The sequence below is a fragment of the Streptosporangium sp. NPDC053982 genome (assembly GCF_055585205.1).
Genome location: NZ_JBVJKQ010000016.1, coordinates 150,121 through 163,781 on the forward strand (window position 1 = coordinate 150,121; position 13,661 = coordinate 163,781).

Below are 13,661 nucleotides of genomic sequence, written 5' to 3' on the forward strand. Positions count from 1 at the left end.
ACCTTCCAGAAGGGATCCCGCCATGAGGTCACACTCCGCGTCCCGCATCTGACGTAACCGTCGCCGCGCGCCGTACCGGGCGTCGCCGCGCCGTACCGGACGTCCCCGCGCGCCACCTGCCGTGCGCCGGTCGCCTCCGGCCTCTGTGACTCCGGCCGTCCCCGGCCTCCACCGCACGCCGTCGCCGCGACCGCCGAGGTCCCGCATGTCGTCCGGGGTGGTCCCGTACGTCGTCCGGGGCGGTTCCGCATGTCTCCTCACGCGTACCCGCGCGTCCTCAGCACCCCAGCAGTACCCCAGCGTTCCCGACCTTCGCGTTCTCATGAGAGAAAGGCCCCCACGCCGCATGCCCATGTCCTTCAACCAGTCGATCATCGAGGAGTTCCGGGCCAACGGCGGGAAGGTCGGCGGCCCCTTCGAGGGTGGCGACCTCCTCCTGCTGACCACCACCGGCGCGCGGTCCGGCGCCGAGCACACCGTCCCCTTGGCCTACGTCCGCCACGACGACCTGCTGCTGGTCGTCGCGTCCGCCGGCGGCGCGCCCCGCCACCCCGCCTGGTACCACAACCTGCTCGCCCACCCCATGGTGCGGGTGGAGATCGGCACCGAGACGCAGTGGGCGATCGCCGTCCCCGCCGAGGGCGAGGAGCGGGACCGGTTGTTCGAGCACGCCGTGCGCGCGGCCCCCGGCTACGCCGACTACCAGGCCCGCGTCGAGCGGTCCCTGCCGGTCGTCATGCTGCGGCGCTCCGGGCCCGACGAGGACCCGCACGACGTCACCGACCTCGCCGCCGTGCTCCTGCGGATCCACGCCTGGCTGCGCTCGCAGCTGCGGCACGTGCGCGCCGAGGCCGACGCCCACTTCGCCGCGCGGGCGGCCCACCGGGGGCCGGGCGAGCCGCCCGCGCCGGGGCTGGGGCTGCAACTGCGGCAGCACTGCCTGGCGTTCTGCCAGTCCCTGGAGGCCCACCACGGCCACGAGGACGCGCACATGCTCCCCATGCTCGCCGCCCGGCACCCCCGTCTGCGCGACGTCGTCGACCGGCTCCGCGAGGAGCACCGTACGGTCGCCCGCATCCAGGCCGAGCTGGTCGTCCTGCTGGACGGCATCGCCGCCGACGACCCGGACCGTTTCCGTGCCGAGCTGGACCGGCTGTCGGAGGAGCTGAGCGCGCACCTCGACCATGAGGAGGAGTCGTTGCTCCCCGTCCTGGCCGAGATGCCGTTCCCTCCCGTCCCGCCCGCCTCCTGAGGCTCTGTTACGGTTTACCGCGACGCGGGGTGCCCGGTGCGCCGGGCTGAGATCACACCCGTTGAACCTGACCTAGCTAGTACTAGCGGAGGGACGTCACCGCCGGTCGTGTCCCCGGGCGCGGCCGGCCGCGGCGCGCGGCGCCCGCGGGTCTCCCGCGGGCTCCCGCCCTCCCCGAGACCCGGTGAGTGAGGGGACACGATGTTCTGCGAGGAGATCTGGGCGCGTACCGCCACGCTGCTCAAGGCGATCCACGACCACCCGTTCAACGCCGCCCTCGGCGACGGCACCCTCGACCGGGAGCGTTTCGCGTTCTACATGGTCCAGGACGCCCGTTACCTGGCGGCGTTCTCCAAGGCGCTGGCGGCGGCCTCGGTGCGGTCCGCCGACCCCGGCGACGCGATGTTCTTCGCGCGGAGCGCGCACACGGCGCTGGCCGTCGAGCGCGGCCTGCACGCCTCCTACCTGGAGGAGTTCGGGGTGAGCGCCGAGGAGGAGGCGGCGGTCCCCACCTCGCCGACGTGCCTGGCCTACGCGTCGTTCCTCCAGGCGACCGCCCTCGCGGAGCCCCTGCCCGTGCTCGCCGCCGCGGTGCTGCCGTGCTTCTGGGTGTACCAGGACGTCGGCACCGCGCTCCTCGCCCGTACGGCGGGCGTGGCCGGCCACCCGTACCGGGCGTGGATCGACACCTACTCCGACGAGTCCTTCGCCGCCTCGGTCGAGCAGATCAGGGCGATCACCGACCGGCTCGCCGGGGCCGCCGGCCCCGAGACGCGCCAGGCCATGGACGAGGCGTTCCGCCGCGCGACGGAGTACGAGTGGATGTTCTGGGACAGCGCGTGGCGGCTTGAGACCTGGCCCACCCGGCAGTGGCTCGGATAGCCGGCCGGGAGCCTCGCCCGGACGGCGAGCCCCGAACGGGTCACCCCGCCCGCCCCGGAGACCGGGTCCGTCCGGACGGCGGGCACAGTGCGGATCGCGTGGGTCGCCGGGGCCGCGCCGGGCGGGCCGCCTCCCCGGTGTGGCTGCCGCTGCTCCTCGCGGCGGTGGCGCTGGCGCTGACGGTCGCGGGTTCCTGGGCCCCCTCGATGTGGGCCGACGAGCTGGCGACCGCGCAGACCGTGACCTCCTGGGACACGCTGTGGGAGACGCTCCGCGAACGGGACGCGGTGTTCCTGCCGTACTACCTGCTGATGTACGTCTGGTCCCGGGCGGGCACGGCCGACTGGTGGCTGCGGCTGCCCTCCGCGCTGGCGGTGGCCGCCGCCACCGGGCTGCTCGCCGATCTGGGCCGCCGGCTCGGAGGCGTCCGCGCCGGAGTGGTCGCGGGAGCCGTCCTGCTCGCGCTGCCGGCGATCTCCCGCTTCGGGCAGGAGGCCAGGCCGTACACGCTGGCCGTCGCCGCCGCGGTCTTCTCCTTCTGGTGCCTGCACCGGGCGCTGGAGACCGGGCGCTGGGGCCGCTATGTCCTGTCCGTCGCGCTGCTGCCCTGCACGCATCTCTTCGCGGTGCTGTCCCTCCCGGCCCACCTGGTCGTCTCCCGGCGCTGCCTGCGGTGGCTGGCGCTGGGCTCGCCGGTCACGCTCGCCGTCGCGGCGATCTCGGCCGGGCAGGTGGGGCAGGTCAACTGGCTGGAGGCGCCGGGATGGGAGAACGTCGTCCTGGTCCGCAGCGCGATCACCGGCTGGCAGCCGCAGCCCGAGCCGGGGGACCTGCCGGCCGTGCTCCTCGGCTGGGCCGTCGCCCTGGCCGGGCTGGTCTCGGCGGCGGTCCTGCTCCTGCGGGGAAGGCGGGGGAACGGCGACCGGGAGGCCGCCGGGCCGCCCGCGGGTGATCCCGCGCTCCGGGCCTTCGCCGCGGGGGCGGTGGTGTGGGGCGTGCTGCCGATGCCGGTCCTGGTCGCGGTGTCCCACCTGGTCACCCCGGTGTACAGCTCCCGGTACGTCCTGTTCGCCGCGCCCGCCTTCGCGCTGCTCGCCGGGCTGGGGGCGGCCCGCCTGCCGCGTGCCGTACTGGTGGCCGGGCTCTGCGCGGCCGTGGCGCTGGGGGCCCGGCAGCAGGTCCTGCTGCGCACCGAGCCGGGGCACCAGGTGAGCTACCGCGTCGCCGCCGGGATCGTCGCCGCGCAGCGCGAGGTCGGCGACCGGACCGTCTACGTGGTGCCCTGGGCACGCCAGGGCCTGACCCGTTACGGGGCCATGCCGCCCGAGAGGCGTTCCGGCGACGCGGCGGGGGAGCGGGTCTGGCTCGTCCGGAGCGACTTCGGACGGGCGGTCCGCCCCGGGACCGCGCTGCCGTCCAGGAACGGCGTGGCCCCGGCGATGATCCCCAAGATCGACGCGCTGCTCAGGGAGCGGTTCACCGTGACCCGGACCTGGCCGCTGCGCGGCGTCACCGTCCTCCTGCTCGAACGCCCCCCGCGCGCCGCGCGCCGGTAGCGCCGGCCGTACCGGCGCCGAAGCGGGCGGCCACCAGATCGTCGGCCCAGCGCCGCAGCGCCTGTTCCACCGGCGGCATGCGCAGCCCCGCCCGCTCGGCGAAGGCCCGCGCCGGGGCCGTGTCGTAGCGGTCGCCCGACAGGAACGACAGCGTCTCCGGGTCGGCCCCGGTCAGCGCCCGGGGCAGCCGCCGCAGCAGCCAGACCGGGATCGACCGGCGCGGGGCGCGAACCCCCAGGTGGGAGGCGAGCAGCGCGACCAGCTCCGGCAGCTCGGGCGTGTCGTCGTCGAGCACCCAGTACGCCCTGCCCGCTGTCTCCTCGTGCTCGGGAACCGCGGCCATGAAACGGGCGAGGTGGCCGGCGTCCACGACCGGGACGAAGACGCCGGGGCCGCCGGGCAGGAGCGGCAGCCGCCCCCGCCACAGGTCGTGGACCAGCGAGGCCAGGCCGATGAACTGGCCGGGACCGATCACCGTGGCGGGGTTGACGATCGTCAGGGGGACGTCCAGCTCGCGGGCCCGGCGGCGGACCGCCGCGTCCCCCTCGGCCTTGGACGCCTCGTACGCGCCCAGCCTCCGGTAGTCCGGCTCCACCCCGCTGACGCGGTAGCCGCTGACGTGGACCAGGCGGCGCAGGCCGGTCCGGGCCGCGGCCCACTCGGTCACGTTGACCGCGCCGGTGACGTTGGCGAGCCGCGCCTCCGCCACGTCCATGCCGAAGGCGAAGCGGGCGGCGGTGTTGTAGACGTCGCGGACCCCGGAAAGGCCGGTGATCCCCAGCCCCGGCGCGGTGATGTCGCAGGTGACGACGGTCAGTCCCGCGGTGTCCACCCCCTGCCCGGCCAGCCGTGAGGTCAGCCGGTCTCCCGGCCCGCGCACCGCGGCGGCCACCCGGCGTCCCTGGCGCAGCAGCTCGGCGACGAGGGACCGTCCGATGAAGCCGGCGGCGCCGAAGACGACCGAGTCGGGCGGATGAGAGGTCATGACACTCCTTGTAAATAGATCGGTCTACATATTTTTTGACCGAAAAGAAGGCCCGCCGGGAAGCGGGCCCTCGCGGGACGGTGTCCGGGCTACAGCAGCGCCTCGATCCGGCGGGCGACGCGCTCCAGCGGGTCGCGGCTCCGGTGGGCCCTGGCCAGCAGCAGCGCGCCCTCGATCAGGGCGAGGACGGTGACGGCGGTGTCGGCGGGCTCGGGATGCCCCTCGGCGGCCAGGCGCCGGCGCAGCCCCTCCTCCCAGGAGTCGTAGACCTCGGCGCAGACCCGCTGGAGCGGGTCGCTCGTGGCCGCCGTCTCCAGCGCCACCGTCGCCACCGGGCAGCCCTTGCGCCACCCCGACTCCTCCAGCCGGTCGCCCAGGAACGCCAGCATCCCGGCGACCATGCCGCGGGTGCCGGACGACGACTCCGCCAGCGCGCGCAGCGCCAGGCCGATCTCCTCGCCCGCCCGCCGTACGGACTCGCCGACCAGCTGGTCCTTGCCGCCGGGGAAGTGGAAGTACAGGGAGCCCCGGGGCGTGCCGCTGGCCGCGATCACCTGGTTCAGCCCGGTCCCGAAGTAGCCCCCGGTCTCGATCAGGTCCCGGGTGGCGTCCAGCAGGCGTCCGCGCGTCTCCTCACCTTTCTGACCCACGGGATGAAAATAGACCGGTCTGCCGATTCTTGGCAAGGGCACGGACAGGCGGAACCGATGGGTGACCCTTCCGCCCACGGCACGGCCGGCGCCCGGTCCCGTGGTCCGCCGCCCGATTCCGCGCCGTGCCGTCCGGCCCCGTTCCCCTCCCGGGTCCGGGCGGCGCCGGCCCGCGCTAACCCGCCGGATCGGTGATGCGGTAGCCCACGCCGGGTCTCGTGGTGATGGGTGACGGGTCACCCAGCTTGCGGCGCAGACGGCCGACGGTCACGGTGTTGGTGAAGGGGTCGGCGTTCTCATCCCAGACCCGCTCCAGGAGGGCCTCGGCGCTGAGGAAAGCGGGGGCGACGCTCAGGAGGGCTTCGAGGAGGGCGAACTCCTTGGGCGAGAGATCGAGGGGACGGCCGTCGCGGATGGCGACGTGGCGTGCGGCGTCGAGTTCGATGCCGGCCGCGCGCAGCGTCCGCGGGCGGGCGGAAGGGCGTCGCCGGGCCAGGGCCTGGATCCGCAGGACGAGTTCGGGGAAGTGGAACGGCTTGGCGAGGTAGTCGTCGGCTCCCAGGGTCAGGCCGCTGACCCTGTCCCCCGGTGAGCCGGCCGCGGTGAGCATCAGGACCATGGGGCGGTCGGCGCGTTCGGTGATCATGTGGCAGAGCGTGTCGCCGTGGATGCCGGGCAGGTCGCGGTCGAGGACGACCACGTCGTAGGCGTTGAGATCGAGTTTGGCGGCGGCGGCCAGACCGTCGTGGGCCGTGTCCACGGCCATGCCCCGGTCGCGCAGACCCTCCGCCAGGACGTCGGCCAGCGCGCGGGCGTCCTCGACGACCAGGATCCTCATACGGCGGCACCCGCCGGCGCGGGCGCGGACGGCACCGAGACGGCGACCCGCAGGCCGCCTTCCGGCCGGGCGAGCAGCTCCAGACGTCCGCCGTACGCGCCGACGACGGCCGCGACGATCGACAGGCCGAGGCCGGAACCGGCCTCCGATCCGGTCCGGTCCGCGGCGAGCCGCCGGAAGGGCTCGGTGAGCCGGGCGACGTGTTCCTGGTCGAGGACGGCCCCGCCCGTCTCCACGACGAGCCGCGCCGAGGAACCCGCCGTCGTGGTCGCCACCCGGATCCAGCCGCCGCGCCGGTTGTGGATCACCGCGTTGTCGATCAGGTTCTCCGCCACCCGGGACAGCAGAACCGGGCTGCCCCGGGTCCACGCGCCGTCCCCCGTGTCGGCGTGGACGGTCAGGTCCTTCGCCGCGATGGCCGCGGAGCGGCCGGTCAGCGCCTCGGACAGCAGCCGGGCGAGCGAGACCGGCGCCCGGCCGGGAAGCGCGCCGTGCTGCGCGCGGGCGAGCAGGAGGAAACCCTCCAGGAGGTGGTCGATCCGGTCGAGCTCGGTGCGGAGGCGATCGGTCAGCGCGACCGTCTGGGACGTCGCCGACGGCTTGGCCGCGGCCACGTCCAGCGACGCCCGCATGGTCGCCAGCGGCGTGCGCAGCTCGTGGGAGGCGTCGGCCACGAACCGGCGCTGGGCGGCGAAGGACGCCTCCAGGCGCTCCAGCAGCCCGTCGACGGTGTCCGCGAGGTCCTTGACCTCGTCGGCGGGGCCCGGTACCGCCAGCCGCTCGTGCAGGTTGTCGGCGGAGATCCGCCGGGTGGCCGAGGCGATCGTACGCAGTGGACGCAGCACCCGGCCGGCGACGATCCCGCCGAGCAGGACGGAGACCGCCCCCATCACCGCCAGCGCGATCAGGGAGCCCGCCAGGAGCTGCCGCGACTGCGTCACGTGGACGTCCGCCAGCTGTGCCTGGAGCCGCTCGACGTGCCCCCGGAGGGCCGTGAGATCAGACTGAGGATCGGGCGTCCCGGGGGCGGCCCGGGACGCCCGCCACCCCACGGCGAGCAGATTCGTCATGGTCAGCAGGGCGGTCCCGGAGGCCAGGAACAGCGCGGCGTACATGACGGTGAAGCGCTGCCGTACGGTCCGGCCCCTCAGCGTGAGACCTCGCGGCTTGCCCATCGGTCCTCTCCCCGGTGACGTGCGGACCACCAGGATGCCCCGTCGCGCATAACAACGGCATGACGGCGGCGGTTCGCGCGGTGTCGGGCGCGGAGCCGTAGAACCGGCCGCATGACGTCAACCGACGAAACCACCGCCATGTCACCTGTCACGTCCGCCGTGCGCCGGGAGTGGGCCGTATTCCGCAGCCGGGGCCGGGTGATCGCCATGATCGCGGCGGCGCTGGCCGTCATCGTGCCCGGCCTGCTCACCGCGTACGGCGACCGCGCCTCCTGCGGCGCGGGGGGCGTGGAGATCGCCTGTCCCACGGATCCGGCCGGGCCGGACGGCCGGGCGGTGAGCGACCAGTTCTTCTTCGTGCACCGGCCCCTGGGCGAGAACGGCGTCATCACCGCACGCGTGACCTCGATGACGGGCGTCATCACCTATCCGCCCCCGGACCACGACGAGATCGTCCCGGGCCTGGTGCCCTGGGCGAAGGCCGGGATCATCGTCAAGGACGGCACCGGGCAGGGTTCCACCTACGCGGCGCTCATGGTCACCGGGGGCCACGGCGTGCGAATGCAGCACGACTACGTCCACGACACGGCCGGCCGCCCGGAAGGCGTCTCCCCCCGCTCCCCGCGCTGGCTGCGCCTGGTCCGCTCCGGTGACACCGTCACCGGGTACGAATCCGCCGACGGCCGCCGGTGGACGAGGGTCGGCACGGCCCGCCTGGCCGGAGCGCCCCGCACGGTGGAGGCCGGGCTCTTCGTCACCTCCCCCGGAGATCTGACGGTACGGCGCACCGGCCTGGGCGGCGGTACCACGGAGACGCGCTTCACCCAGGCCACCGCCGTCTTCGACGACGTCAGCCTCGACGGCGCGCCGGCCGGCGGATGGCGGCACGGTGCCGTCGGCGAGATGGGCCATACCGACTGGGAGCGGAACCACCGGGCCCCCGGGCTCGTCGAGGCGGACGGCACGTTCACCGTCACCGGGTCCGGGGACATCGGCCCGGCCGGCGCGGAGGGCGGCCACGACATGGAAGACACCCTGGTCGGGCTGGCCGCCGGTCTGGCGGTGGTCATCGCGGTGGCGGCGCGCTTCGCCGTCGCGGCTCCCCGCACGGCGCGTTCCGTCACCACCGAGCCCCGCATGACACGCTCCACCACCGCCGCGGTCCGTACGGCGCGCGGCGGCGTCCCGCCATCCGGCGGCCGGGATCTGGCCGCCAGGGCGGTCGTCGCCGGCGCGGCGGCCTTCTCGGCCGGACTGGTCGCGGCCGGGGTCACGATGCCGGTCGGCGCGGAGATCCTGCGCGCCAACGGCAACGCCGTCCTCCCGGTGTCCTGGCTCACCCTGTCGCGGGTCGTCCTCGGCGTCGCCGTCCTGTTCGCGGTCACCGCGGTCCTCGCGCTCGCCCTCGGCGCGCTGCTGCGGCGCACGTGGGCGGCGGTCCTCGGCGCGATGTCGGCGATCATCCTCCCGTACGTCCTGGGAGCGTTGCCGCTGCTGCCCGACGAGGCGGCCCGGTGGTCGCTGCGCCTCACCCCGGCGGCCGGGTTCGCCGTACAGCAGACCGCCGTCCGCTACCCGCAGGTGGTCGCCCACTACGTGCCGTCGGAGGGCTACTTCCCCCTGCCGTGGTGGGCGGGGCTGGGCGTGCTCTGCGGTCACGCCGCCCTGGCCCTGGCCCTGGCCTCGTCACGGTGGCGCCGGCCCGCTGTGTGAGAACACGACGGTGACCGCGGCGGACGGCGTCTCAGCCCTCCAGGATCGCCACGGTGTCCGGCGGCAGCGTCAGGTCCGCCCCTGACAGCGCGACACCCGGGTCGGAGGAGGCCAGGACGCCGCCGCGGCCCCGGGCCGGCACGGTCAGCGTCTCCGCCCCGAGGTTCACCGCCACCAGCACCGGCCCCCGCTCGACGACCAGCAGTCCGGCGTCCTCGTCGCAGTCGGCCAGGACCCGGTCCGGCCGGCCGTCGGTGAGGGCCGGTACGCGCCGCCGCAGCGCGATCAGCTCCCGGTGCCAGTCGAGCAGCCGTCCCTGGGCCTCCTTGTCCCGCTCGCTCCAGTCCAGCCGGGACCGTTCGAAGGTGGCCGGATCCTGCGGGTCGGGCACCTGGTCGGGCTCCCAGCCGAACGCGGCGAACTCCCGGCGGCGGCCCTCGCTGACCGCCCGGCCGAGCTCGGGGTCCTCGTGGTCGGTGAAGTACTGGAACGGGGTCGTCGCGCCCCACTCCTCACCCTGGAAGAGCATCGGGACGAAGGGCGCGGTGAGCAGCAGCGCGGCGGCGATCCGCAGCCGGCCCTCGCTCATCAGCGCCGGGTTCCGCTCGCCCTGCGCCCTGTTGCCCACCTGGTCGTGGTTCTGCGCGCACACCACGAACCGGTGCCCGGACAGCCCCGCCGGGGATCTGCCGTGCACCCGGCCGCGGTGCGGCGACCACGTGCCGTCGTAGACCCACGCCTGCCGCAGCCCCTTGGCGAGCAGGGACAGCGGGCCGAAGTCGGAGTAGTAGCCGCCGCGCTCCCCGGTCAGCACCGAGTGCAGGGCGTGGTGCCACTCGTCGGCCCACGCCGCGTCGAGGCCGTACCCGCCGGCCTCGCGCGCCCGCACGAACCGGGGGTCGTTCAGGTCGCTCTCGGCGATGAGGAACAGCGGCCGGCGCACGTGCGCGGCCAGCGCCTCCACCTCCTCGGCCAGCCGTTCCAGGACGTGCACGGCCGAGTCGTCGGCGATGGCGTGGACGGCGTCCAGGCGCAGCCCGTCCACGTGGTAGTCGCGCAGCCACATCAGCGCGTTGCCGATGACGAACGCGCGCGTCTCGTCGCTGCCGGGGCCGTCGAAGTTGACCGCGTCGCCCCAGTTTGTGGTGTGGCGGCCGGCGAAGTAGGGGCCGAACTCCGGCAGGTAGTTGCCCGAGGGCCCCAGGTGGTTGTAGACGACGTCCATCACCACGCCGAGCCCGTGGGCGTGGCAGGCGTCCACCAGCCGTTTGAGGCCGTCCGGCCCGCCGTAGGCGTGGTGCGGGGCGAACAGCGACACCCCGTCGTACCCCCAGCCCCGGCCGCCGGAGAACTCCGCCACCGGCATCAGCTCGATCGCGTCGACGCCCAGCTCCACCAGGTGCGGGAGACGCTCGATCACCCCGTCGAAGGTTCCGGCGGGGGAGAAGGTGCCCACGTGCAGCTCGTACAGCACCGCCCCCGGCAGCGGCGTCCCGCGCCAGCGGTCGTCGGTCCAGCGGAAGGCGGCGTGGTCGACCAGCCGGGAGGGGCCGTGCGGGCCGTACGGCTGGTACGGCGAGCGCGGGTCGGGCCGGGGCGGTCCGCCGTCCAGTGAGTAGGCGTAGTCGGTGCCCGGCCCGGCCTCCTCGACGGCGCGCTCCCACCAGCCGCCCCCGGAGCGCCGCATCGGCAGCCTGCGCTCGCCGAGCACCAGGTCGACCCGCTCACGCGCCGGCGCCCACACCCGAAATCCGTGTCCCACCCGTCCCCCTAGGGTCCAGCCGCCACCGGACATCGCGAGCGGCCCGCCGTACCACTCCCGGACGCGGACGGGCCGCGCCGGGCGGCTCACGACCGGCCGCGGATTCTCCCTACCCGCTCGGGCTCCCCGCATGCCGCAGGACGGACGCCGTTGATGACGGCGCTGGAATCAATGATCATGCGGGTAGACCGGTGCCCGGGTCGTAGAGGTCATCGGTGGACAGGTTGTTCTGACCGAGGTGAACCCGCATGTCGGCGGCGATGCTCAGGATGCGTTCGGCTCTGTCTGCGGCCCCGCCGCGGCGTTCCAGCGCTTCCAGACGTCGTTCGAGCACCTGAGCGGCCTGCTGGGTCTCCTCGGCCAGTCGGATGACCCGGCGGGCGAGGTCATGAATGGGCTCATGTTCGAGATCCACGCTCACCGTGGCTTCACTCCTCTGGTCGCGTCGCCTGGTCGTGAATTCAGCGTAGCCTCTGGGCCGGATTCCGCTCATGCCGATGAGTGACGTTCTGCCACCTCACCGGGTTTTCTCCGTGCCCTGCCGCACCCCGGCGGATGAGCCTCCCGGTGATCTCCGGGGTCGCTCGGAGCCGTTCGTCATGCCGGATCGGGGCCGTGCCCGCCGTACGCCCGGGACCGGTGGCTCCGGACCCGGGCGTACGGCGGGACCCGCGCCGTCGTCAGGCGTAGGTCTCGTACTCGGCGACCTTCGGCGTTCCGGTCGAGCCGGTGATCTCGAAGGTGAGCTTGCGCAGCGAGGTCCGGGGGAAGGTGATGACGCCCGCCCCGCTGCCGGAGGTCAGCACGGCTCCGGTGTCGCCGTTGAGGACCCTCCAGGTCCTGATGGCGCCCGTGGAACCCGCGGCCTCCCTGATGTTGATCCTGGAAACCGCGGTGGCGGAGCCCCACTTGATCGAGATGGAGCCGGTGGAGCCGGCCGGTGACCAGTAGGTGCCCATGTCGCCGTCCCGCACGTCGCCGTAGCTCGTCCCGCTCGCCTTGCTGGATCCGTCGGAGCCGGCTCCGAGGCTGAGGTTGGTGCCGCCGGGCTGGGTCGGCCCGGTGGTGGGCGTGGCGCTGGGGGTGGAGGTCGGCCCTGAGGTGGGCGTGGCGGTCGGGGCGGGGGTCTGCGGCGAGCAGCTGCCGTCCGACACCTTCAGCCCCTTGTTCGCGCCCGCCGTCTGGCTCACGACGCCGGGCACGCAGCTCGCCGCGTCGAGGCTGTAGGAGTAGGGGACGCTGACGGTGGTGGTGGACCGCATGCCGGGGCCGGCGGGGTTCGTCTCGCTGCCGGGGGCCGACCACGTCACGTTGTCCAGGATGTTCCCGGCGGCCTGCCAGTAGCCGGCCTCGCTGGTGTAGAAGGTGCCCAGGACGTCGCGGGAGTCCTTGAAGTAGTTGTTGTCCACCTTGGCGCGGGCCCCGGCCCGGGAGTTGATGCCGGACTCGTTGAGACGCACGTAGTGGTTGTTGTAGATGTGGGCGACGCCGCCGCGCAGCAGGGGTGTCCGGGAGTCGATGTTCTCGTACAGGTTGTGGTGGTAGGTGATGAAGCCGTTCGAGCGGTCGCTCTCGCTGGACCCGACGAGGCCGCCGCGGCCGGAGTTGCGCAGGACGCTGTAGGACAGGGTCACGTACTGGGTGTTGTCCTTCATGTCGAAGAGGCCGTCGAAGCCCTCCGACTCCCCGCCCGACGCCTCCAGGGTGACGTGGTCGACCCAGACGTTGCGGACGGTGCTCTCCATGCCGATGGCGTCGCCGCCGTTGGACGTGGGGGAGCCCGACTTCTTGACGTTCTTGACCGTCACGTTCTGGATGATGATGTTGCTGGAGTCGCGGATGTGGATGCCCAGCTGGTCGAAGACGGCCCCGCCGCCGACCCCGATGATCGTGACGTTGCTGATCTGCTTGAGCTCGATCACGCCGGCCGCGGTGTTGCAGCTGTCGCCCGACACCTTGGCGGTGTTGCCGTGGTCGATGGTCCCCTCGACCTCGATGACGATCGGGGTGCTGCTGGCGGCCCGGCTGCACAGGGCCTGGTGGATCGCGGTCCCCGTGGTCGCCCGTACCGTCCGTCCGCCCGCGCCGCCGGTGGTCCCGCCGTTCTGGGTCGCGTAGCCGGTGGCGCCGCCGGCCGCCGCCGAGGCGCCGGGCGAGGACAGGACCGTGCCGGTCGCGGCCGCGACGGCCGTCGTGGCCAGTGCCGCACAGAGTCGCAGCGCGACTGGTCGTTTCATGATGGATGTCCCTTCCGTTGCTGAACGCTGGATGCTGCCGCCGCATATCGGGGTGTTCCGGCGGGCCGTGGACGTCGGCGGCCCGTCGCCGGGCAGGCCGCCGGTCGATCCGGGCTCGGGCGCGCAGGCGCCGTTTCCGCCAGAGTGGCTCTTATTGGGGAAAGCGCTTTCCGGCGAGAATAGAGCGGTACCCGCCGGAATGGCAAGGGTGGGTGCCGGAAATCCGTTCCGCTCGATCCGGGCGGCGCGCGGAACCGTGGAAGAGGTCGCCGGGATGTCCCGCCGAAGACTGGCGAGGAAGAGCCTGACGTGCGGAGATTCGATGGAACGATACAAATAACGGTTCTGTCGCGGATTTGCCGGTCAATGAAAGTTTCATGGCGCAACCACGGCGCTTTCCTGGTGTCAATGAGTTTGCGACGGCGATATTTTCGAAGACGCCGCCGGTAATGAGAGGGCAGGGTGGCCCGGGGCGACATGCGACCCGGACCGCGTCGACGAGGCTTCCGGCGGGTGCTCCTTCCGGGGCACCGTCACGTGTCGGGGCGCCGTCCTGTCCGAGCCCGCACACGGCCGGGCCGGTCGGCCGCCGCCAGCGCGAAGGAGACCCG

Annotated in this window: 11 protein-coding genes and 1 riboswitch; of the genes, 4 read left to right on the plus strand and 7 right to left on the minus strand. The window is 73.7% G+C overall.

The window, feature by feature from the left end; genetic code table 11:
• Positions 1-346: 346 nt before the first annotated feature.
• The 3 genes from ACZ6W9_RS28465 (at position 347) to ACZ6W9_RS28475 (ending at position 3,690) form a co-directional block, all read left to right on the plus strand.
• Positions 347-1,252, plus strand: coding sequence for a nitroreductase/quinone reductase family protein (locus ACZ6W9_RS28465; protein ID WP_389966154.1), 906 nt, complete (start codon positions 347-349; stop codon positions 1,250-1,252).
• Positions 1,253-1,267: 15 nt separating this feature from the next.
• Positions 1,268-1,363: riboswitch (TPP riboswitch) on the plus strand.
• A 90-nt stretch (positions 1,364-1,453) separates the two neighbouring features.
• Positions 1,454-2,134 carry a TenA family protein gene (locus ACZ6W9_RS28470; protein ID WP_389966151.1) on the plus strand — a complete coding sequence of 227 codons (681 nt, stop codon included), beginning with the start codon at positions 1,454-1,456 and terminating at the stop codon, positions 2,132-2,134.
• A gap of 98 nt (positions 2,135-2,232) precedes the next feature.
• On the plus strand, positions 2,233-3,690 hold the full coding sequence (locus ACZ6W9_RS28475) for a glycosyltransferase family 39 protein (RefSeq protein WP_470120479.1): 1,458 nt from the start codon (positions 2,233-2,235) through the stop codon (positions 3,688-3,690).
• On the opposite strand, the gene ACZ6W9_RS28480 is transcribed toward ACZ6W9_RS28475, so the two are convergent.
• The 4 genes from ACZ6W9_RS28480 to ACZ6W9_RS28495 form a co-directional block, all read right to left on the minus strand.
• Positions 3,644-4,675 (minus strand): NAD-dependent epimerase/dehydratase family protein, encoded by a 1,032-nt coding sequence (locus ACZ6W9_RS28480; protein WP_470120481.1) that lies wholly within the window; start codon positions 4,673-4,675, stop codon positions 3,644-3,646. The two genes, ACZ6W9_RS28475 and ACZ6W9_RS28480, sit on opposite strands and share 47 nt — an antisense overlap.
• A gap of 89 nt (positions 4,676-4,764) precedes the next feature.
• A complete protein-coding gene (locus ACZ6W9_RS28485) occupies positions 4,765-5,325 on the minus strand; it encodes a TetR/AcrR family transcriptional regulator (protein ID WP_362930201.1) in 561 nt (186 codons plus the stop codon).
• 175 nt (positions 5,326-5,500) lie between these two features.
• The gene (locus tag ACZ6W9_RS28490) at positions 5,501-6,163 is read right to left on the minus strand and encodes a response regulator transcription factor (RefSeq protein ID WP_470120484.1); all 663 of its coding nucleotides are present in this window, start codon (positions 6,161-6,163) and stop codon (positions 5,501-5,503) included.
• Positions 6,160-7,338, minus strand: coding sequence for a sensor histidine kinase (locus ACZ6W9_RS28495; RefSeq protein WP_470120486.1), 1,179 nt, complete (start codon positions 7,336-7,338; stop codon positions 6,160-6,162). Before ACZ6W9_RS28495 ends, ACZ6W9_RS28490 begins: the two co-directional genes overlap by 4 nt.
• Positions 7,339-7,449: 111 nt before the next feature.
• Here ACZ6W9_RS28495 and ACZ6W9_RS28500 point away from each other — a divergent pair, with 111 nt between their 5' ends.
• Positions 7,450-9,051 (plus strand): DUF1349 domain-containing protein, encoded by a 1,602-nt coding sequence (locus ACZ6W9_RS28500; protein ID WP_470120488.1) that lies wholly within the window; start codon positions 7,450-7,452, stop codon positions 9,049-9,051.
• A 31-nt stretch (positions 9,052-9,082) separates the two neighbouring features.
• On the opposite strand, the gene treZ is transcribed toward ACZ6W9_RS28500, so the two are convergent.
• The 3 genes from treZ to ACZ6W9_RS28515 form a co-directional block, all read right to left on the minus strand.
• Complete coding sequence (gene treZ / locus ACZ6W9_RS28505; RefSeq protein ID WP_470120490.1) at positions 9,083-10,813, minus strand: malto-oligosyltrehalose trehalohydrolase; 1,731 nt, start codon at positions 10,811-10,813, stop codon at positions 9,083-9,085.
• Positions 10,814-10,988: 175 nt separating this feature from the next.
• Positions 10,989-11,234: a hypothetical protein gene (locus tag ACZ6W9_RS28510; protein ID WP_389966129.1), complete on the minus strand. Its 246-nt coding sequence runs from the start codon at positions 11,232-11,234 to the stop codon at positions 10,989-10,991.
• Between the two features lie 259 nt (positions 11,235-11,493).
• Positions 11,494-13,050 (minus strand): pectate lyase family protein, encoded by a 1,557-nt coding sequence (locus ACZ6W9_RS28515; RefSeq protein WP_470120492.1) that lies wholly within the window; start codon positions 13,048-13,050, stop codon positions 11,494-11,496.
• Positions 13,051-13,661: the final 611 nt, after the last annotated feature.

Excerpts from the sequence above, each read along its gene's own strand:
- ACZ6W9_RS28515 (WP_470120492.1), bottom strand. The coding sequence starts at position 13,050 with ATGAAACGACCAGTCGCGCTGCGACTCTGTGCGGCACTGGCCACGACG.
- ACZ6W9_RS28500 (WP_470120488.1), top strand. The coding sequence starts at position 7,450 with ATGACGTCAACCGACGAAACCACCGCCATGTCACCTGTCACGTCCGCC.
- ACZ6W9_RS28470 (WP_389966151.1), top strand. The coding sequence starts at position 1,454 with ATGTTCTGCGAGGAGATCTGGGCGCGTACCGCCACGCTGCTCAAGGCG.
- ACZ6W9_RS28465 (WP_389966154.1), top strand. The coding sequence starts at position 347 with ATGCCCATGTCCTTCAACCAGTCGATCATCGAGGAGTTCCGGGCCAAC.
- ACZ6W9_RS28495 (WP_470120486.1), bottom strand. The coding sequence starts at position 7,338 with ATGGGCAAGCCGCGAGGTCTCACGCTGAGGGGCCGGACCGTACGGCAG.
- ACZ6W9_RS28480 (WP_470120481.1), bottom strand. The coding sequence starts at position 4,675 with ATGACCTCTCATCCGCCCGACTCGGTCGTCTTCGGCGCCGCCGGCTTC.
- ACZ6W9_RS28490 (WP_470120484.1), bottom strand. The coding sequence starts at position 6,163 with ATGAGGATCCTGGTCGTCGAGGACGCCCGCGCGCTGGCCGACGTCCTG.